The organism is Pseudomonas eucalypticola, from assembly GCF_013374995.1.
GTDB classification, from domain to species: domain Bacteria; phylum Pseudomonadota; class Gammaproteobacteria; order Pseudomonadales; family Pseudomonadaceae; genus Aquipseudomonas; species Aquipseudomonas eucalypticola.
On record NZ_CP056030.1, the window covers coordinates 1,164,591 to 1,184,621 of the forward strand.

The 20,031-nt window shown below is 62.0% G+C and carries 18 protein-coding genes; 8 read left to right on the top strand and 10 right to left on the bottom strand.

What is annotated here, in order from left to right; all coding sequences use genetic code 11:
- Nucleotides 1-2 precede the first annotated feature (2 nt).
- From HWQ56_RS05360 to HWQ56_RS05370, 3 genes are all read left to right on the top strand, one after another.
- Nucleotides 3-1,163, top strand: coding sequence for an ABC transporter ATP-binding protein (locus HWQ56_RS05360; RefSeq protein WP_158154401.1), 1,161 nt, complete (start codon nt 3-5; stop codon nt 1,161-1,163).
- 99 nt (nt 1,164-1,262) lie between these two features.
- Nucleotides 1,263-2,603 (top strand): carbohydrate porin, encoded by a 1,341-nt coding sequence (locus tag HWQ56_RS05365; RefSeq protein ID WP_425331935.1) that lies wholly within the window; start codon nt 1,263-1,265, stop codon nt 2,601-2,603.
- Nucleotides 2,604-2,826: 223 nt separating this feature from the next.
- Entirely contained in the window at nt 2,827-3,681 is an 855-nt protein-coding gene (locus HWQ56_RS05370) for a D-hexose-6-phosphate mutarotase (protein ID WP_176572345.1), read from the top strand.
- 48 nt (nt 3,682-3,729) lie between these two features.
- Here the strand turns inward: HWQ56_RS05370 and hexR are convergent, their stop codons facing one another.
- A complete protein-coding gene (gene hexR / locus HWQ56_RS05375) occupies nt 3,730-4,590 on the bottom strand; it encodes a DNA-binding transcriptional regulator HexR (RefSeq protein ID WP_176572346.1) in 861 nt (286 codons plus the stop codon).
- Between the two features lie 213 nt (nt 4,591-4,803).
- Here hexR and zwf point away from each other — a divergent pair, with 213 nt between their 5' ends.
- Genes zwf through HWQ56_RS05390 form a run of 3 tightly spaced genes read left to right on the top strand, consistent with a single transcriptional unit; the run spans nt 4,804 to nt 7,668 of the window.
- Nucleotides 4,804-6,273: a glucose-6-phosphate dehydrogenase gene (gene zwf, locus HWQ56_RS05380; protein ID WP_176569970.1), complete on the top strand. Its 1,470-nt coding sequence runs from the start codon at nt 4,804-4,806 to the stop codon at nt 6,271-6,273.
- Nucleotides 6,260-6,973, top strand: a complete 714-nt coding sequence (pgl, locus tag HWQ56_RS05385; RefSeq protein ID WP_176569971.1) for a 6-phosphogluconolactonase — start codon at nt 6,260-6,262, stop codon at nt 6,971-6,973. Before zwf ends, pgl begins: the two co-directional genes overlap by 14 nt.
- Nucleotides 6,974-6,990: 17 nt before the next feature.
- The gene (locus HWQ56_RS05390) at nt 6,991-7,668 is read left to right on the top strand and encodes a bifunctional 4-hydroxy-2-oxoglutarate aldolase/2-dehydro-3-deoxy-phosphogluconate aldolase (protein ID WP_176569972.1); all 678 of its coding nucleotides are present in this window, start codon (nt 6,991-6,993) and stop codon (nt 7,666-7,668) included.
- Nucleotides 7,669-8,243: 575 nt separating this feature from the next.
- Here the strand turns inward: HWQ56_RS05390 and HWQ56_RS05395 are convergent.
- The gene (locus tag HWQ56_RS05395) at nt 8,244-8,480 is read right to left on the bottom strand and encodes a DUF3820 family protein (protein ID WP_176569973.1); all 237 of its coding nucleotides are present in this window, start codon (nt 8,478-8,480) and stop codon (nt 8,244-8,246) included.
- Nucleotides 8,481-8,684: 204 nt separating this feature from the next.
- Between HWQ56_RS05395 and HWQ56_RS05400 the strand changes: the two genes are divergently transcribed.
- Complete coding sequence (locus tag HWQ56_RS05400) at nt 8,685-9,140, top strand: PA2169 family four-helix-bundle protein (RefSeq protein ID WP_158154408.1); 456 nt, start codon at nt 8,685-8,687, stop codon at nt 9,138-9,140.
- A gap of 103 nt (nt 9,141-9,243) precedes the next feature.
- Here HWQ56_RS05400 and HWQ56_RS05405 read toward each other — a convergent pair whose 3' ends face one another.
- From HWQ56_RS05405 to HWQ56_RS05435, 7 genes are all read right to left on the bottom strand, one after another.
- The gene (locus tag HWQ56_RS05405) at nt 9,244-10,749 is read right to left on the bottom strand and encodes a GGDEF domain-containing protein (protein WP_158154409.1); all 1,506 of its coding nucleotides are present in this window, start codon (nt 10,747-10,749) and stop codon (nt 9,244-9,246) included.
- 346 nt (nt 10,750-11,095) lie between these two features.
- The gene (locus HWQ56_RS05410) at nt 11,096-12,442 is read right to left on the bottom strand and encodes an OprD family porin (RefSeq protein WP_158154410.1); all 1,347 of its coding nucleotides are present in this window, start codon (nt 12,440-12,442) and stop codon (nt 11,096-11,098) included.
- A 199-nt stretch (nt 12,443-12,641) separates the two neighbouring features.
- Nucleotides 12,642-12,866: a hypothetical protein gene (locus tag HWQ56_RS05415; protein ID WP_176569974.1), complete on the bottom strand. Its 225-nt coding sequence runs from the start codon at nt 12,864-12,866 to the stop codon at nt 12,642-12,644.
- 123 nt (nt 12,867-12,989) lie between these two features.
- Nucleotides 12,990-14,354: a heavy metal sensor histidine kinase gene (locus HWQ56_RS05420; RefSeq protein WP_176569975.1), complete on the bottom strand. Its 1,365-nt coding sequence runs from the start codon at nt 14,352-14,354 to the stop codon at nt 12,990-12,992.
- Complete coding sequence (locus HWQ56_RS05425; protein WP_158154413.1) at nt 14,344-15,021, bottom strand: heavy metal response regulator transcription factor; 678 nt, start codon at nt 15,019-15,021, stop codon at nt 14,344-14,346. The genes HWQ56_RS05420 and HWQ56_RS05425 overlap by 11 nt, the downstream gene beginning before the upstream one ends.
- A gap of 9 nt (nt 15,022-15,030) precedes the next feature.
- Complete coding sequence (locus HWQ56_RS05430; RefSeq protein ID WP_176569976.1) at nt 15,031-18,132, bottom strand: multidrug efflux RND transporter permease subunit; 3,102 nt, start codon at nt 18,130-18,132, stop codon at nt 15,031-15,033.
- Nucleotides 18,129-19,292 (bottom strand): efflux RND transporter periplasmic adaptor subunit, encoded by a 1,164-nt coding sequence (locus tag HWQ56_RS05435; protein ID WP_176569977.1) that lies wholly within the window; start codon nt 19,290-19,292, stop codon nt 18,129-18,131. Before HWQ56_RS05435 ends, HWQ56_RS05430 begins: the two co-directional genes overlap by 4 nt.
- Nucleotides 19,293-19,551: 259 nt before the next feature.
- Here HWQ56_RS05435 and HWQ56_RS05440 point away from each other — a divergent pair, with 259 nt between their 5' ends.
- The gene (locus tag HWQ56_RS05440; RefSeq protein ID WP_158154416.1) at nt 19,552-19,692 is read left to right on the top strand and encodes a hypothetical protein; all 141 of its coding nucleotides are present in this window, start codon (nt 19,552-19,554) and stop codon (nt 19,690-19,692) included.
- A 1-nt stretch (nt 19,693) separates the two neighbouring features.
- Here HWQ56_RS05440 and HWQ56_RS05445 read toward each other — a convergent pair whose 3' ends face one another.
- Nucleotides 19,694-20,017, bottom strand: coding sequence for a hypothetical protein (locus tag HWQ56_RS05445; RefSeq protein WP_158154417.1), 324 nt, complete (start codon nt 20,015-20,017; stop codon nt 19,694-19,696).
- Nucleotides 20,018-20,031: the final 14 nt, after the last annotated feature.

Genomic DNA, 20,031 nt, shown 5'->3' on the forward strand with positions numbered 1-20,031 from the left:
ACATGGCAACGCTCGAACTGCGCAACGTAATCAAGACCTATGGCAGCGGCCTGCCGGACACCTTGAAAGATATCCAGCTGAGTATCGACTCCGGCGAATTCCTGATCCTGGTCGGCCCGTCTGGCTGTGGCAAGTCCACCCTGATGAATTGCATTGCGGGCCTGGAGAACATTACCGGCGGCGCCATCCTGGTGGACGGTGCCGACATCAGCGGCATGAGCCCCAAGGACCGGGACATCGCCATGGTGTTCCAGTCCTACGCCCTGTACCCGACCATGACCGTGCGCGAGAACATCGCCTTCGGCCTGAAAATTCGCAAGATGTCCGCCGCCGCCATTGACGAAGAAGTGGCACGCGTTGCCAAACTGCTGCAGATCGAACACCTGCTCAACCGCAAGCCGGGCCAGCTATCCGGTGGTCAGCAGCAGCGCGTGGCCATGGGCCGGGCGCTGGCGCGGCGGCCCAAGATCTACCTGTTCGACGAACCGCTGTCCAACCTCGACGCCAAGCTGCGTGTGGAGATGCGCACAGAAATCAAGCTGATGCACCAACGCCTCAAGACCACCACCGTGTACGTCACCCATGACCAGATCGAGGCCATGACCCTGGGCGACAAGGTGGCGGTGATGAAGGATGGCATCATCCAGCAGTTCGGCACGCCCAAGGACATCTACAACGACCCGGCCAACCTGTTCGTGGCCAGCTTCATCGGTTCGCCGCCGATGAACTTCATCCCCCTGCGCCTGCAGCGCAAGGATGGCCGCCTGGTGGCCCTGCTCGACAGCGGCCAGGCCCGGTGCGAACTGCCCCTGGCCATGAGCGACGCGGGCCTGGAAGACCGCGAAGTGATCCTGGGCATGCGCCCCGAACAGATCCTGCTGGCCGGTGCCCAGGACGGAGGCTTGCCGAGCATCCGCGCCGAAGTTCACATTACCGAGCCGACAGGCCCGGATACCCTGGTCTTCGTCACCCTCAATGACACCAAGGTCTGCTGCCGCCTGGCGCCCGATGTGGCGCCACGGGTGGGCGAGACCCTGAACCTCCAATTCGACCCGGCGAAGGTGTTGCTGTTCGACGCCCAGACCGGCGAACGCTTGGGGGCGGTGGGGCGTGCACAGGCATCCCTGGCAGGCGACAACGTCGCGCAGTTCAAGGGGCGCTGAATTCGTGCCGGGTGGCGTGCTGCCCGGCATCACCGAAGTACACCGCGTTTATCAACAGCCAATAACAATAAGACGAGGAAGCAAAGGATGAAAAAGCGCATGAACAAGTCAGCACGCAATCGTTTGTTGCAGGTCTCGGTGCTCAGCGCACTGGGTCTCGCTACGAGCGCCCATGCGTACGACGCTTTCGACCCGGAATCGCCGTGGATGCTCGGTGACTGGGGCGGGGAACGTACGGAACTGTTGAAAAAGGGCTATGACTTCACCCTGGAATACGTCGGGGAGGCGGGCAGCAACCTGGGTGGTGGCTACGACAAGGACGTGACCGCGCGCTACAGCGATCAGTTCGCCCTGGGCGTGGACATGGACCTGAACAAGATCCTGGGCTGGAAGGATGCCGAGTTCAAGCTGACGGTCACCGAGCGTAGTGGCCGTAACATCTCCAACGACCGCATCGGCGACCCACGTGCTGGCACCCTCAGCTCTTCGCAGGAAGTGTGGGGCCGCGGCCAGACCTGGCGTTTGACCCAGATGTGGTACAAGCAGAAATTCTTCGACGGCGCCCTGGACGTCAAGGTCGGCCGCTTTGGCCCGGGCGAAGACTTCAACAGCTTCCCCTGCGACTTCCAGAACCTGACCTTCTGCGGCTCGCAGGTCGGTAACTGGGTGGGCGGCATCTGGTACAACTGGCCTGTCAGCCAGTGGGCTGGCCGCGTGAAGTACAACCTGACCCCCGAGTTCTACATGCAGGTCGGTGCGTACAACCAGAACCCGTCGAACCTGGAAACCGGCAACGGCTTCAAGCTCAACGGCAGCGGCACCAAGGGCACCATCCTGCCGGTGGAGGGCGTATGGTCGCCACAGGTCAATGGCCTGCCGGGTGAATACCGCCTGGGTTACTACTACAGCACCGCCAAGGCTGACGACGTCTACGACGGCATCGATGGCCAGCCACAACCGGTGTCGGGTGCCTACAAGACCCACGGCAGCAAGCACGGCTGGTGGATCGTGGCACAGCAGCAACTGACCGCTCACAACGGTGATGCCAGCCGCGGCCTGAGTGTGTTTGCCAACTTCACCGTGCATGACAAGGCTACCAACTACATCGACAACTACCAGCAGGTAGGCCTGGTGTACAAAGGCCCGTTCGACGCCCGCCCCAAGGATGACATCGGTGTAGGTATCGGCCGTATCCACGTCAACGACGATGCCCAGGACCGCGCCAAACTGGTCAACCAGCTCAATGGGATCGACGACTACGACAACCCCGGCTACCTGCCTGTGCAGGACACCGAGTACGACGCCGAGATCTACTATGGCTTCCACGTGACCAACTGGCTCACCGTGCGCCCCAACCTGCAATACATCAAGCACCCGGGTGGTGTTGACCAGGTGGACAATGCGGTGGTGGCTGGCCTGAAACTGCAAAGCAAGTTCTAACGCAAAAAGGGCGCTGAACCCGCCTTGTAGGCGCTGGCCTGCCAGCGAGCTTTTCAAGCCTTGGAAAAGCTCGCTGGCAAGCCGGCTCCTGCGCCCCGCGTGAATCCCCGCTTACCCCAATGCGGCAAAAAGCTCGGCGAAAAACTGGTTTATATCGGTAAGATAGCGCTACCTCGAATAATATCAGCCGACCTCGGTGAGCTTTACTTCCATGTCTACTGTCATGCACGACCACCCGCTCCAGCGTTTCTTCAAGTCGCAGCGGCCTCGGCCCACCTTTGAGTGGGAGCGTTTTCAGCAGCGCGACGTGCTGGTCATCGACCACCCCAAATGCCAGGCGGTATTCAGCCGCCAGGGCGCGCAATTGCTGCACTTTCGCCCCCAGGGGCAAAAACCCTGGCTATGGTGCTCGGCCCATTGGCCCCAGGCCGGCGCCATCCGTGGTGGTGTACCGGTATGCTGGCCCTGGTATGGCCGCCACCCCAGTGAAGGCATGTGGCCGGCCCACGGCTGGGGCCGCCTGGTGGATTGGAAGCTGCACGACAGCAGCGAAGACAATGACGGTGTGACCCTGCACTGGCGGCTGATGCTGTGTGACTGGCAGGTAGACCTGCATGCGCGGCTGGGTGAGCAAATGGAATTGCGCCTGAGCACCGAGCACCAGGACAGCCTGCCGTGCCAGCTGAGCCATGCCCTGCTGGCCTACTGGCGCATCGGCGATGTGAACGAAGTGAGCCTGGAAGGCCTGGACGGCGTGCGCAGTTACGACAAGCTGAGCCGCAAGACCACCACGCACACTGGCGAACTGGAAGTCACCGGCGCCTGCCAGCGTGTGTTCAGCGGGGCCAGCCAGGTGCACCTCAAAGACCATGCCTGGGCCCGGAAGCTGGCCATCCACACGGCTGACAGCGAGGACACCGTGGTGTGGCACCCCGGGTCGCGGCCGCTGCTGGGTGTGGCGGGTAACGAAAGCCAGGGGTTCCTGTGCGTGGAGGCCACCAGTGGCAGCCAGGACAACCTGAGCCTGGCGCCAGGTGAAAAAGCCCACCTGACCCTGCAGGCGCGGCTGCTCAACTGAAGGGTGAGACAGCGCGGCGCGCGATGGACCTGATGCGGCGGCGGGGCCTTAATTCAATTCGTCGTCGATGGGGTAGCGGCTCGCGTTCAGGCTTTCCTTGATCTTGCGCAGGTGCGGCTGGAAATCGGCGCCGCGACGAAGGGTCATGCCCGTGGCCAGCACATCGAGTACGGTTAACTGAATGATGCGGGAAGTCATCGGCATATAAATGTCGGTGTCCTCAGGCAGCGGAATGTTCAGGCTCAGGCTGCTGGCCTTCGCCAGCGGCGAGTCCTTGGCGGTCAGGCCTAGCACCGATGCGCCGTTTTCCCGTGCCACCCGGGCCACTTCCACCAGCTCGCGGGTGCGGCCGGTGTAGGAAATGATCACAAACAGCTCGCCGGTATGGGCGACCGACGCCAGCATTCGCTGCATCAGCACATCGGCATGAGCCGACACGGCCAGGTTGAAACGGAAGAACTTGTGCTGGGCATCCAGCGCCACCGGCGCCGAGGCGCCCAGGCCGAAGAAATGGATCTGCCGGGCCTGTATCAGCATGTCCACGGCGCGGCTGATCAACTGAGGATCCAGTTGCTGACAGGCGCTGTCCAATGATGCAATGGCACTGCCGAAAATCTTCTGCGTATAGGCGGCCGGGTCATCATCGGCTTCCACCGCGCGGCTGACGTAGGCAGCGCCGCTGGCCAGGCTCTGGGCCAGTTGCAGCTTCAGCTCGGGGTAACCACTGACCCCGAACGAACGGCAGAACCGGTTGACCGTCGGTTCGCTGACCGAGGCGGCCTGGGCCAGCGCGGCGATACTGAAGCGGGTGGCTTGCTGGGGGTTGAGCAAAATAACTTCGGCGACTTTGCGTTCAGCCTTGTTCAGCTCTTCGAGGCGGCCCTGGATTTGCTCCAGGAGATTACGCACGCGGTCCATGTTATGTCCTTGGGTCGAGGATGCAGCCAGTACAGCTGTCTGGCGCGGCTGTATTCACGGGTGGCCTATCGTACTGAGGGCTTGGTGCGATCACCACTCGAATCTGCTGTACCGGGAAAATGTTGTGTTTATTACTACATTTTCCCTTGAATGGTGCCTTGAAAAAAGGTATTTCTAGTCTAACTTGATAAAAGAACAAACATCATGCCTTCGACTTCCGTAGAACCCTGCACTTTTGCCTTGTTTGGCGCCTTGGGCGACCTGGCATTGCGCAAGCTGTTCCCGGCGCTCTACCAGCTTGATCGAGCCCAGTTGCTGCACGACGACACGCGCATTCTGGCGCTGGCCCGCGAGGCCGGCACGCCCGAGCAGCACTTGGCCAATATCGAGGAACACCTGCGGCTGTATGTGGCCAAGGCGCAGGTCGAAGAAGAGCCGCTGCGCCGCTTCCTGGCGCGGCTGAGCTACGTGCATGTTGATTTCATGAAAGCCGAGGACTATGCCCAGTTGGCCGAGCGTGTGGGCGCCAGCGAGCAATTGATCGCCTACTTCGCCACGCCCGCGGCCGTGTACGGCGGCATCTGCGAGAACCTGGCCAAAGTCGGCCTGGCTGACCGTATCCGCGTTGTTCTGGAAAAGCCCATCGGCCACGACCTGGCTTCCTCGCGTCGGGTCAATGACGCGGTTGCGCAGTATTTCCCGGAAAACCGCATCTACCGTATCGACCACTACCTGGGCAAGGAGACGGTACAGAACCTGATCGCCCTGCGGTTCGCCAACAGCCTGTTCGAAACCCAGTGGAACCAGAACTACATTTCCCACGTGGAAATCACTGTGGCCGAGGAAGTCGGCATCGAGGGACGTTGGGGCTATTTCGACCAGGCCGGCCAGTTACGCGACATGATCCAGAACCACCTGCTGCAACTGTTGTGCCTGATCGCCATGGACCCGCCTGCCGAACTTTCGGCCGACAGTATCCGTGACGAGAAGGTCAAGGTGCTCAAGGCGCTGGCGCCCATCAGCGGCGAAGGCCTGGCCACTCAGGTAGTGCGTGGCCAGTACATTGCCGGCTACAGCCGCGGCAAGGCGGTGCCCGGTTACCTGGAAGAAGAGAATTCCAACACCCAGAGCGACACCGAGACGTTCGTCGCCCTGCGTGCCGATATCCGCAACTGGCGTTGGGCCGGCGTGCCGTTCTACCTGCGTACCGGCAAGCGCATGCCGCAGAAGCTGTCGCAGATCGTCATCCACTTCAAGGAACCGCAGCACTACATCTTCGCCCCCGAACAGCGCCTGCAGATCAGCAACAAGCTGATCATCCGCCTGCAACCGGACGAAGGCATCTCCCTGCGGGTGATGACCAAGGACCAAGGCCTGGACAAAGGCATGCAACTGCGCAGCGGCCCGCTGCAACTGAACTTCTCCGATACCTACCGCAGCGCGCGCATCCCCGATGCCTACGAGCGGTTGTTGCTGGAGGTGATGCAGGGCAATCAGAACCTGTTTGTCCGTAAAGATGAAATCGAATATGCGTGGAAGTGGTGCGACCAGTTGATCGCCGGCTGGAAGAAGTCGGGCGATGCGCCCAAGCCGTACGCGGCCGGGTCGTGGGGGCCTATGAGCTCCATTGCACTGATTACCCGCGATGGGAGGTCCTGGTATGGCGATATCTGAACTCAAACTGCCAAGCGAAGTGGTTCCACGCGACTTCGCCAGCTCACCTCTGCTGGCCGAAGGGCTGGCAGCCACGGTGGCCGACAAACTGCGTGCTGCCATCGAGCAGCGCAGCGTCGCCACCCTGGTGGTCTCCGGTGGCCGCAGCCCGGTGATGTTTTTCCAGTGCCTGGCGCGCCAGGCACTGGACTGGTCCAAGGTAGTGGTCAGCCTGGCCGACGAGCGCTGGGTACCGGTCGAGCATGCCGACAGCAACGCCGGCCTGCTCAAGCGCTACCTGTTGGTGGGCGCCGTGGCCAAGGCGCGTTTCGTCAGCCTGTACAGCCCCGCCCAGAACCTGGAACTGGCCGCTGATGAGGCCGACGCCGTGCTCGGCGAGCTGCCGGCTATCGACGTGCTGATTCTGGGCATGGGCGACGACGGTCATACCGCGTCGCTGTTTCCCAACAGCCCGAACCTGGCCCAGGCGCTGGAGCCGGCCGGCAGCCGCCGCTGCCTGCCCATGCTGGCACCCACCGTGCCGCACCAGCGCCTGACCATGACCCGCGCCCTGTTGGCCACGGCCGGTTACACCGCGCTGTCGCTGCAAGGGCAGGGCAAATTGAACACGCTGCGTGACGCGCTGGCGGGTGATGACATTGCCCAGATGCCGGTGCGCGCCTTCTTACACTCTCCACTGGATATCTACTGGTGCCCCTGAGCCAAGGATCAGCCGCTATGACGACACTCGAAAAACAACAACTGGTGCAAAACCGCATGGCGGACAAGGTGGCCCTGATCGACACCCTGGCCGCCAAGGCGAAGATTCTTCCGGTGATCACCATCGCCCGTGAAGAAGACATTCTGCCGTTGGCCGATGCCTTGGCTGCCGGCGGCCTGACTGCACTGGAAGTGACCTTGCGTTCGGAGCTGGGCCTGAAGGCCATCAAGCTGCTGCGCCAGGAGCGCCCCGAGTTGATCGTCGGTGCCGGCACCGTGCTGGACCGCCACATGCTGGCGGCCACCGAGGCCGCGGGCTCGCAGTTTACCGTGACCCCGGGCGTGACCCAGGACATGCTCGAAGCGGGCGTCGAAAGCCCGTTGCCGCTGTTGCCAGGCATCAGCAGTCCATCGGAGCTGATGATGGGCTACGCCCTGGGCTACCGTCGCTTCAAGCTGTTCCCGGCGGAAGTGAGCGGGGGCGTGGCGGCGATCAAGGCATTTGGCGGCCCTTTCCCCTCGGTGCGTTTCTGCCCGACGGGGGGCGTTGGCCCAGCCAACCTGAAAAGTTACATGGCCCAACCCAACGTGATGTGCGTGGGCGGCTCCTGGATGCTGGACAGCGCGTGGATCAAGAACCGTGACTGGGCGCGCATCCAGGAATGCACGGCCGAGGCGGTGGCGCTGTTCGACTGATTATTGGCTTGCTGTTGGTTGTTTTACGGCTTTTGGGGGCGCTTGGTCGGCGCCCCTTTTTTTTGGTTCTTCACGGATTGCCGGGAATGTTGGTGGTGCTTACGAAGATCTTTAGTGGACAAACAAGGCGGCCCAGGTGATCTCACAGGCATAACTGGCCCGAAACAGATGTGGGACCGGGCTTGCCCGGGAAGCGCCGTGCGGACGGCGCTCGATCTCGACAGCGACACTACAACATCGCCTGGCGCCTCGTAGCCCTGCTGCAATCTCCAGCCAGGAGCTCCGACGGACATTCTATCGGCCCGCCTTCAACCGCATGAAGGCCACCAAATACCTGTCTTGGCATTTCCTGCGCCCTTGAAATCGAGCGCCGCCCGCGCGGCGCTTCCCGGGCAAGCCCGGTCCCACATCTGTTTCGGGCCAGTTATGCCTGGGGCATTACCTGGTCCGCTCTGTTTGCTCACTGCGGATCTGTGGTGGTGCCACACCTTCCCGGGATTCCGTGAAGAACCTTTTTTTGCCCGGCATTCCTGTGCCGGGCTTGCGGGCCGAAAGCGGGAACCAGGCGGCGCATTTCAATGCTTGGGTGCCGGCCGGTTGTGCTTCTTGCGCAGCGGCTCCAGCAGGTCCGACAGCCCGTTGTGGTCGATCTCCTGCATCAATGCCAGCAGCCCACCGAGTTCCCCTTTGGGAAACCCCTCGCGTGCGAACCAGTTCAAATAAGGACCTGGCAGGTCGGCCAGAATACGCCCTTTGTATTTGCCGAAAGGCATTTCACGAGTAATCAATAATTCAAGTTTTTCCGGATTCATGGGCATCAAATACTGGGGTGCAAAAGGAAATCGAAGATACATGCATTCTGCATGACCGCCAAACCCGTTTCATGCAGAACGCGCGACACGTGAAATTTAATGTTGTCGTAACCAATTGAATTTAAAGGTTTTTATAAAACGTAGTAATTGGCACAAACCCTGCGATATACCTTCGTAACCTTTCAACCCACGAGGGAATCGAAAATGTCCAATCCAAACAAAGAAGTTATCTCTGTACTGAACGACCTGATCGAAACCAGCAAGGACGGCCAGAAAGGTTTTCAAACCTGCGCCGAAGACATCAAGAACGCCGAGCTGAAAGCCCTGTTCGTCAAGCACGCTCAGGAATGCGGTGAGGCGGCGGCAGAGCTGCAACGCGAAGTGCGTGCGCTGGGTGGTGACCCGGAAGACTCTACCAGTGTTGCCGGTGACCTGCACCGCCGTTGGGTAGACGTGAAGTCGCTGTTCACCGGCAAAGATGAAGAAGCGGTGCTGAACGAAGCTGAGCGCGGTGAAGACCACGCCATCAAGGCTTACAAGGAGGCCTTGGCCAAGCCACTGCCTGCCAACATCTACGCCATTGTCGAGCGCCAATTCCACGGTGTGCAGCGCAACCATGACCAAGTCAAGGCACTGCGCAACATTGCTCGCGCCAGCTGATAGACCATAGCCAACGCTACGCTGGCTTCCTTGGGAGCTGGCTTTCCAGCAGGTTTTCGGATTCCCCGGAAGCTCGCTGGCAAGCCAGCTCCCTTTGCTGTTTTCAACCCACTGCTCTTTCGCGGAAACCCACCTGGTTCCGGCCGTTGTCCTTGGCTTGATACAAGGCCACGTCCGCCGCTGCCAGCAAATCCTCCAGCTTCAGCCCGGAGCGTGACCTGTGCGTGCCTATGCCCACGCTGACCGTTACCGGCCTGTCATCGTTGCCATAAGGCGGCTGATGCTCGACCGCGTTGCGGATGGTCTCGGCGATGATCAGCGCGCCATTCAAGTCGGTCTCGGCCAGCACGACCATGAACTCCTCGCCGCCATAGCGTGCTGCAAGGTCGGCAGGCCGGCGTATGCAGCCGGCAATGACCTTGGCTACGCGCCGCAAAGCCTCGTCACCGCCTGGGTGCCCGTGGCGTTCATTGAAGGCCTTGAAATGGTCCACGTCGATCATCAGCAACGACAGCGGTTTGCCATTGCGCTGCGCCCGTGCCCATTCGGTGCGCAAGGTGCGGTCGAGGCTGCGGCGGTTGGCCAGCCCCGTCAAGCTATCGGTGGACGCCAGGGTGGCCAGTTCACGCTCCGCACTGAGGCGCCGCCGCAGCTCACGGCCCATCATCAGGCACAGCCATGACAAGGCCAGGCACAGCAGCGCGGTGGCGGTACCGACGAAGGCAACGGTACGGCGCCATGGCGCATAGACTTCTTCGGTGGACAGAGCAACGATCACGACCAGCGGCAACTGCCCGACCTTGGCGAAGGTATACAGGCGTTCCTTGTTGTCCAGGCTCGAGGTGGAAACGAAACTGCCACTGCCTTCGCGCACGACACGGCGGAAGTTCGGCCGCTGGCTGAAGTCCTGGCCTATCAGGTTCTGGCCGGGCATCTCTGGCTCGCGGGCCAGGAACAGCCCTTCTTCACTGATCAGGTTGACGTTGCTGTCCTTGCCGATGCTCAGGCTTTTGAACAGCTCGGCGAAGTAAGCCAGTTGCAGCGCGCCGGAGGCCACGCCAAGAAACTCGCCGCTGGGCGAGGACATGCGCCGGCTGAAGCTGATACACCACCCCAGATTGCCAATACGGTCGTGAAAAGGCGCGCTGATCTCCAGGCCGGCGTCGGGATGGTCGCGCAGATACTGAAAGTTGGGGCGGTCGCTGAAGTTGGCCTGGCGCGGCGGGTAGCGGCGCGAGTCGGCGACGATGTCCCCCGCGGGGTTCAACCACAAGATGTCCCCGCGAAACGGCCCGGTAACGGCGGCATCGAATAGCACTCGGTGACGCAGGCTCTGGGGGATGCGCTGGAAGTCAGGGTGCTGGGTAGCTTCGATCAGCCCTTTGATCGACTGGTCATACAGGTCGACATTGCGCTGCACATCCAGGTTGATCAGCTGCACGATGTTATTGGCCGAGCGCGCGGCCGAACGCTCGGCGCTGGCGTGCTCACGCACCAGGAGGAAGGTGACGATACCGACAATCGCGAGGATGGCCAGCGCGCAGCCGATATATAAATACCGAAGCGGCGCGCGCGATTGCCGCCGTGAAGTTGGATGGGTAAGGCGCACGTCAGCGGGCTCTGATCATTTTTAATCGCCGCGGCACTTGCGTCGTTCCATGGCACGACTGGCGCGGGCGGGGCCGGTAAAACCGGGATGTCAGCGGCGCGCTGAATAGCATCGGAAGCAGTGAATATCACGACTGCAAGGGGGGCTGGGGCGCGCTAGGCGGCGGTATTCTAGGAGGGATGAAAATGCAGGACAAGGGTGATTGGAAAATAATGGCACTGTTTGAGACGAACGTACTGATTATTCAGTCAGGATTATTACCGATTTCTTTTTAGTTTCTGGAAGTTAGCGAGGAAATAAAGAGCCGGCATTAACTGCCGGCTCGTGGATCATTTAAACGTTTGTTTTAGAAGATGTTGATCGGGTAATCAACGATGACCCGGTATTCGTCCGCATTGTGGTCCACTGCCTTGTAGCCGTCGCCACCCCGGTTGGTGGCCCAGCGCAGGCGCACGCCCAAGTTCTTGGCGGGGCCTTCCTGAACCACGTACTTGAGGTCCACGTCGCGCTCCCAGTGCTTGGCGTCTTTGCCGTCGGCGCTGTAATAGCTGTAGCCCGATTCCGGGTTCTGAGTGGCTTTGGTCAGGTCCATGGTACCGCGGGTGTAGGACACCGCCGAGGTCAGGCCCGGCAAACCCCAGCCCACGAAGTCATAAGCGTATTGCAGCTTCCACGACTTCTCGCCGGGAGCGTTGAAGTCCGAATACTGCTGCGAGTTGTCGAGGAAGATGCTGTCGCCGTCCTGGATGTAGTCGAACGGTGTGTTGCCGTTGACCTTCTGCATGGACGCGGTCACGGTCTGGTGGCCCACGGTCACGCCCAGGTGCAGGCTGAAGGTGTTGTTGTCGATCGGCCCCAGCAGGGCCTGGCCGCTATCCTGGGTGTGGTAGTAGTGGAAGCCGGGGTTCAAGCTGACCAGGTCGTTGAGTGCCCAGGTGTAGTCCAGGTCGTAGTAGTACTGGTTCCAGATGTCCTTGAGCTGCGAAGCATACAGGCTGGTGGTCACGCCCGGCAGGCCGGTGTAGGTGCCGCCCGCCCAGTCCATGTGCTTGCTTTCCTTGCCGTCGGGCAGGGCACCGTAGTAGGTGCCGATGCGGCCATTGCCGCTCTGGTTGAACAGCTTGTCGAAACTGACCTGGCCGGCGTCCAGGGTCAGGTGGTCGATGCTGGTATTGGTGGCCTCGAAGCCGCGGAAGGTCATGGGCAGCATGCGGGTCGAGCCGCCGGCGATGACCGGGTTGTTGAGGAACAGGTCACCGGCGCGGACGATGGTGTTGAAGGCGCGCATCTTCACTGCGCCGCCGGCCGAGGAGAACGAGTCCGGCGCATCGCCGTACAGGTTGTCGGGTTTCGTCGAAGCCGTGGTCGGCAGGATGCTCGAACCACCGCTACCGCCACCGCCGTCCAGTTTCAGGCCCAGCATGGCATTGAGGTCTACACCAAAGCCCACGGTGCCTTCGGTGAAGCCCGACTGGAAGATGCCGATGAAGCCCTGGCCCCATTCCTTGCTGTCCTGCTTGCCGTCGTGGCGGTCGTGGTTGAAGTAGTAATTCTTGAGGTCCAGCGTCAGGCTGGAGCCGGCGATGAAACCGTCCTGGTTGTTGGTGGCCGGGGCGTCGTCAGCGAACGCGGCGCCGGACATCGTTGCAGCCAATGCAACGAAAAGGGGGGTAAAGCGGAATGTCGATTTCACTGCTGTTAAACTCCTTGGTAAATATTATTTAACTTTGGCAGTTGTTATTTTCATCAGCTCAGTTTTTTGTAATAGGTAAAATAAAAGGTAAGTGTATTTCCAGAGGGCAAAAAAAAGCCGCTGAATCAGCGGCTTTAAGATCAATCGCTCGGACAACCATCATCTGAGCAACGTCGAGGGAAAAAGTTTCGTCAGCAACTTAGCTCGCCTTGATATCTTCGGCTTGAGGCTTCGCGGCCTCGGCCTGCTGGCTGTTTTCGTGCTGTTGGGTCTTCTGCGCCAAGGCTTCCTGATGCTGTTGCAAGTTGGCTTGAATAGCCTCATTGCGTGCCGCGAATGCCGGCGATTCCTCAGCCATGGCGAACGGGGACAACAACAGGGAGGACAGAATAAATGCGCTGGCAATACCCATTGAGTTGGACATCTGGAGAAGCCTTCTTGCGTCTGCAAGTTCGTTTGTGTGGCGCCAATATATAAAGCGTACGGCCACCGAACAAGTGAAAATAAAGATAAGAGCCTTTACAGAACTTGCAACAGTAGCCGTGGATCAAGCGGGAAGGCTGATGCCAAAGGTGTTGGCGCCATTCTCGCTGCGCACGAAAACAGCGCCACCGTGCATCAGGGCGATGGCCTTGACGATGGCCAGGCCCAGGCCGTGGTTGGCGCCGCTGTTGCTGCGCGAGGCATCCACCCGGTAAAAGCGCTCGAACAACATGGGCAGGTGTTCGTCGTTGATGCGCGGGCCCGGGTTACTGACTTCGATGTCCACATGATCGCCCAGGGACTGGATGCGCACGTCGATGTGCTGGCCGGCAGCGGTGTGTTGCACGGCGTTGTTGAGCAGGTTGATCAGCGCCCGCCGCAAGTGCGCGCGTTCGATGTGGACCAGGGCATCGCCGCTGACCCGGACGCTGATCTGTGCGTCCTCGAGAATGAAGTCCAGGTACTCGACGGTGGTGGCCACTTCCTCGGCCAGGGAACTGGCGGTCAGTTGCGTGGCCTTGCTGCCCTGGTCGGCACTGGCCAGGAACAGCATGTCGTTGATGATGCTGCGCAGGCGCTCCAGTTCTTCGAGGTTCGATTGCAGCACCTCGAAATAATGTTCGGCGGAACGACCGCGGGTCAGCGCCACCTGGGTCTGGCCGATAAGGTTGGTCAGGGGCGAGCGCAGTTCATGGGCGACATCGGCGTTGAAGGCTTCGAGGCGGCCATATGCCTGGTCAACCCGTTCGAGCGATGAGTTGAAGGCGGCCGCGAATTGGGCCAGCTCCGGCGGCAGGGAGGTCAGTTGCAGGCGCCCGGATAGCCGTGGGGGTGCGAGCTTCTGTGCTTCGCGCGACAGCCGCCCCAATGGCCGCAAACCCACGCGGGCGGCCCAGTGGCCCAGCCCCGTAGCCAGCAGTACACCCAGGGCGGCGAAGCTGACAAGGGCGGTGAGCAAGGTCTGCTGGGTTTGCGAAAACGTATCGGTTTCGATGGCTGCCAGGAAGTGCAGGGGCGGGCGTTGGTCGACCGCGGGCAACGTGTTCACCAGCACCTTGAGCGGGTAGGCGTGGTCGGCGAGGGTCAGGTCGCGCTTGCCGGTGTTGCCCTGGGCAAAGGCACGTACCTGCTGGTCAGGGTTGCCATATTCGAAGGCCGGGTTGGCGCTGACCACCCAGAAGTGCAGGCGCCGGTCTTCTTCCTCCAGCAGCTTGAGCTTGGCGACGATCTTGGCCCAGCGTTCGGGCGAGCCGTCACGGGTCAGTACCGATTCCAGCACGCTGTAGCGCGCGTCCAGTTCGGCTTCGGGCAACAGGCCCACGCTCTTGTCCACCTGGCGGTACAGCGCCCAGCCGATCAGCAGGAAGATCACCATGGCCACCAGGGTGAACAGCGCGCTCAGGCGCACGGCGATGGAGTCAGTACTCACGCCGGCTCTCCAGCACATAACCCATGCCGCGGATGGTGTGCAGCAGCTTTTCCTCGAACGGACCGTCGAGTTTGGCCCGCAGCCGCTTGATGGCCACCTCGACGACGTTGGTGTCGCTGTCGAAGTTGATGTCCCACACCAGCTCGGCAATGGCGGTTTTCGACAGGATCTCACCTTGACGCCGGGCCAGTACGCTGAGCAGGGAGAATTCCTTGGCGGTCAGGTCCAGGCGTTGGCCGCCGCGGCTGGCCTTGCGGCTGATCAGGTCGATCCACAGGTCGGCGACGCTGACCTGCACCGGTTCGTGGCCGCCGCTGCGCCGGGTCAGCGCCTGCAGCCGCGCCACCAGTTCCAGGAACGAAAAGGGTTTGCCCAGGTAGTCGTCGGCGCCTTCGCGCAGGCCGCGAATGCGGTCTTCCACCCGTTCGCGGGCGGTAAGCATGATCACCGGGGTCTGTTTGCGCGCACGCAAGGCGCGCAGTACGCCGTAGCCGTCCAGGCCGGGCAGCATCACGTCAAGGACGATCACCGCGTAGTCGCTCTCCAGGGCCAGGTGCAGTCCTTCGATGCCGTCCGGGGCCACATCCACGGTAAAGCCTTGTTCGGTGAGACCGCGGTACAGGTAGTCGGCGGTCTTTTCTTCGTCTTCGATAATCAGGATACGCATGGTCCGCTCTCAATGGCCGGCTGGCAGCGCCGGGGCAGTTGCCACCTCGCGCCGGTGAAATAGCCGTTCCAGCTGCAAGTATATGACCGGCGTGGTGAACAGTGTCAGCGCCTGGCTCACCAGCAGCCCGCCCACCACCGCCATGCCCAGCGGCTGGCGCAGCTCGGCGCCGGCACCGAAACCGAACATCAGCGGCAGCGCGCCGAGCAACGCGGCGAGAGTGGTCATGATGATGGGCCGGAAGCGCGTCAGGCAGGCCTTGAAGATGGCGTCCCGGGGCGAAAGGCCCTCTTGGCGCTGGGCTTCAAGGGCGAAGTCGACCATCAGGATGCCATTTTTCTTGACGATACCGATCAGCAGCACCAGGCCGATCAGCGCCATGATCGAGAAGTCCTGGCCGCATAGCCACAGCATGATCAACGCCCCGAGGCCCGCCGAGGGCAGTGTGGAGATAATGGTCAGTGGGTGCACGAAGCTTTCGTACAGCACCCCCAGAATGATGTACACCGCCACCAGGGCCGCCAGGATCAACCAGGGTTGGCTGGCCAGGGAGCTCTGGAAGGCCTGCGCGGCGCCCTGGAAGGTCCCGGTGATAGACGCCGGCATGCCGATTTCGCCCTGGGCGCGGTTGAGGATCTGCACCGCGTCGCCGAGGGCCACGCCAGGGGCCAGGTTGAAAGACAGGTTGGCGGCCGGGAACATGCCGTCGTGGGCGATAGAAAGGGGCCCGGTGGTGGGCGCATCCACCCGGGCCAGGGCCGAGAGGGGGACCATTTCGTTGGTCAGCGGCGAGCGCAGGTAAAAGTAGTTCAGGCTTTCGGCTTTGCCGCGTTGGGCCGCGTCCAGTTCCAGGACCACTTTGTACTGGTTGGTCTCGGTCTGGAATTCGTTGATCTGGCGTTGGCCGAAGGCATCGTACAGGGCCTGGTCAACGTCGGCGGTACTCAGGCCAAAACGCGCGGCGGCGCTGCGGTCGATGCTGATGTGGGTAATACTGCCACCCAGTTGCAGGTCGTTGGACAGGTCGCGAAAGGCCGGCAGCGAGCGCAGTTTATCGGTCAGGCGCTGGGCCCACAGGTTCAGCGTGGGCCCATCGTTGCTTTTGAGCACGTATTGGTATTGGGCGCGGCTGGGGCCGGAGCTCAGGTTGATGTCCTGGCCGGCACGCAGATACAGGACAATGCCAGGCACCCTGGCCAGTTTCGGCCGCAAACGGTCGATGAACTCGCTGGCCGAGACGTCACGGTCCCCTCGATCCTTCAGGGCGATCCAGAACCGGCCGTTGGCGATGGTCTGGTTGCTGCCGGTTACGCCCACCGAATGCGAGTAAGCCATCACCGCCGGGTCGGCGCCGACGATCTTCGCCAGTTCCAGGTGCTTCTTGATCATGTCGGGGTAGGACACGTCGGCCGCGGCCTCGGTGGTGCCCAGCACGAAACCGGTGTCCTGCACGGGGAAGAAGCCCTTGGGGATCAGCACGTAGCCACACGCCGCCAGGGCCACGGACAGGCCGAAGATGCCCAGCATCAAGCGCTGGTGCGCCAGGGCCTTGCGCAGGTAGTGCTCGTAGCCGGCCAGCAGGCGTTCGCTGAAGCCTGGCTTCGCATCGGGTTTGTGAGCCGGCGCGCGCATGAACTTGGCCGCCAGGGTAGGGGCCAGGGTCAGCGACACCACCACGGAAATCAGGATGGTGGAGGTGGCCGTGAGGGCGAACTCCTTGAACAAACGGCCCACCACGCCACCCATGAACAAGAGTGGAATGAAGGCGGCGACCAGTGAAAAGCTGATGGACACCACCGTGAAGCCGATCTCCCCGGCGCCCTTGACCGCGGCATCGCGCATGCTCTCGCCAGCCTCCAGGTGGCGGTGGATGTTCTCCACCACCACGATGGCATCGTCCACCACGAACCCTACCGCTACCACGATGGCCACCAGCGTCAAATTGTTGAGGCTGAACCCCAAGGCGTACATCAGCGCGAAGCTGGCGACCAGCGACACCGCCAGCACGCTGGAGACGATGAGCGTGGCCGACCATTGGCGCAGGAACAGCGCCATCACCGCTACCACCAGCAGCACGGCGATCAGCAAGGTGGTTTCCACTTCATGCAGCGAGGCGCGGATGGTACGGGTTCGGTCGATCAGCGTGGTCACCTTCACCGAAGCCGGCAACAAGGCTTGCAGGCCGGGGAGGGCGGCCTGCACCCGCTCCACGGTGTCGACGATATTGGCCCCGGGCTGGCGAGTGATGACCAGGTTCAGGCCAGGCTGGTCGCCCGACCACGCCTGCACGTAGGCGTTTTCTGAACCGTGGATGATTTTCGCCACGTCGGTGAGGTGCACCGGCGCACCGTCCTTGTAGGAAATAATCACTTGGGAGTAGTCCGCCGGTTCGAACAGCTGGTCGTTGGCCGAGAACGTGGAAACGCTGGAGTCGCTGTACAGCGCACCCTTGGCCAGGTTCAAGCTGGTGTTCTGCAGCGCCACGCGAACATCGGCCAGGGTCAGGCCGATGGCGGCCAGCTTGTCCGCCGACGCTTGCACGCGAATCGCCGGGCGTTGCTGGCCGGTAATGTTGACCAGGCCCACGCCCTCGATCTGGCTGATCTGCCGGGCCAGCAGCGACTCGGCGTAGTCGCTCAGCTCGGTACCGGGCATCTGCGAAGAACTGATGCTATAGATGAGCACCGGGCTGTCCGCCGGGTTGACCTTTTTCCAGGTCGGCAGGGTTGGCATGTCCTTGGGCAGCAGGCCGGCCGCCGTATTGATGGCGGCCTGCACTTCCTGGGCGGCGGTGTCGATGCTCTTGTCCAGCGTGAACTGCAGCGTCAGGTTGGTCGTGCCCAGGGCGCTGGTGGAGGTCATTTGCGACACCCCGGGAATGGCGCTGAACTGTACTTCCAGTGGCGTCGCCACCGATGACGCCATGGTCTGGGGGCTGGCGCCGGGCAGGGTGGCGCTGACCTGAATGGTGGGGAACTCCGCCTCCGGCAGTGGCGCCACCGCCAGGCGCGGGAAGGCGATGCTCCCCAGCAACACCAGGGCGAAGGTCAACAGCAGGGTTGCCACTGGGTGGTCGATGCACCACCCCGAAACGCCGCCGCGTACGCTCATGGCTGTGGCTCCGATGCACGGTCGGCGACATCGGCCTGTTGCGGGTGGACCACCTCGATATGGCTGCCGGGCTTGAGCCGCGACTGGCCGTCACTGACCAGGGTGTCACCGGCGGCAACACCTTCGATCACCGTGAGGTTGCTGTCCTGGTAGGCAATCTTGACGGGCACCGACTCCACCGCCTCGGCCTTGACCCGGTAGACGTAGTGGTTGTCGATGCCGCGCTGGACTACCTGCGGCGGCACTACCAGCGCACCGCGCAACAGCTCGCTCTGCACGCTGATGTTCACCAGTTGGCCAGGCCAGAGCTTCTGCGCCCCGTTGTCGAACTCGGCTTTGGCGCGGATGGTGCCAGTGCTGGCCGATACTTGGTTGTCGATCAGGGTCAGGTGCCCCTGGCCGAGCAAGGTGCCATTGTCATGGTCGCCGTCGACGAAGGCTTTTACCGGCGCTTGCTGGTTGCCGTGCACCAGCGCCTGGAGGATCGGCAGGCTTTGCTGGGGCAGCGCGAACTCCACCGAAATAGGATCGATCTGGGTCACGGTGAACAGGCCCTGGGTGTCGGTGACACGCAGGAAGTTGCCTTCATCCACGGTGCGAATACCCACGCGGCCAGTCACTGGCGAGCGGATCTGGGTGTAGGACAACTGAACCTGAGCGGCGGCGATGGCGGCCTGGTTGCCTTGAATGGTGGCCTTCAGCTGGTCGAACAGCGCTTGCTGCTGGTCGAGGGTCTGGCGCGAGACGCCGTTATCCACGCTCAGGTCCTTGTAGCGCTTGAGGTTGACCCCGGCTACCTGCAACTGCGCCTGGCTTTGCCCCAGTTGCGCGCGGGCCTGGTCGAGGTTGGCGCGGATGGCGCGGTCATCGATGCTGGCCAGCAGGTCGCCCTGTTTTACCCATTGGCCTTCCTTGACCGCGAGCTTGCTGAGAATGCCGTCGATCTGTGGGCGGATGGTGACGCTTTGCAGCGATTGCACCGTGCCAATCCCAGACAGCGACTTCGCCACGTCCTGGCGCTGCACCTGGATCACCCGCACAGGTATCGCGGCCACGCTGGTGGCCTTGTGTTCCGGGCGTTTCCAGTAGAACAGGGCAGCGCCGAGGAGGGCGATGATGAGCAGGGCCAACAGCAGTTTTTTTGTTATCGAGTTGCGCATGCGAAGACTACGCCGGGGTTCAGGGCTGGGAAGGGGGTAATGCTGCCTTTATATAGCGGCAACCCGGTCGGGAGCGTGACACCTTGCTGTCAGCTTTGTCAGGAAACGCGGTGGCAAGCCTGTCAGACAGGCTGGCGCGGGGCATCGCATCTCAGAAATAGGGCATTTTCCTACAACGAAAAGGGAAACGGCTAATGGCACCTGTGCCCTGATGTCGAGACACTTGGTTACGTACATATTCCCTTACAAGAGGCACCCCGTGCTCCGTCAGAATTCGGGCAAATGGTTTATCCCCGCTGCACTGTGCCTGCTGACACCCCTCGGGTTGGTGGCGCTGCTCATCGATGGAGAGCGGGTGCATCACTGGCTGCCGCTGGTGCAGGTGTTCATCCAGCTGTGATTCAGGGCTTGCGCACGCTGATGATCGAGTCCCACTCGCTGACATGGGCGCTGCGGCTGCGTTTGTCGTACAGGCACAACTCGCGCCCGGTCCGGTTCTTCATGTGCGCTTGCGGGTAGCGGCCCTGCAACAGCAAGGCGCTGTAGCCGACGCTGTCATCGAACTCGGCCGGGCGGCCGACCGCTTGCGTGTCGCTGAGCTGGCTGGCCGCCACGCACGCCTGAAGTACCCGCTGGTCATGCTCGGCCCAGGCGTCTTCACTGGAGGCTTGGGCGCTGCCGAGGGTAGCAATGAGTGTCAAGCCTAGGGCAACGCGGTTGAGCATGGGAGTCTCCGGGG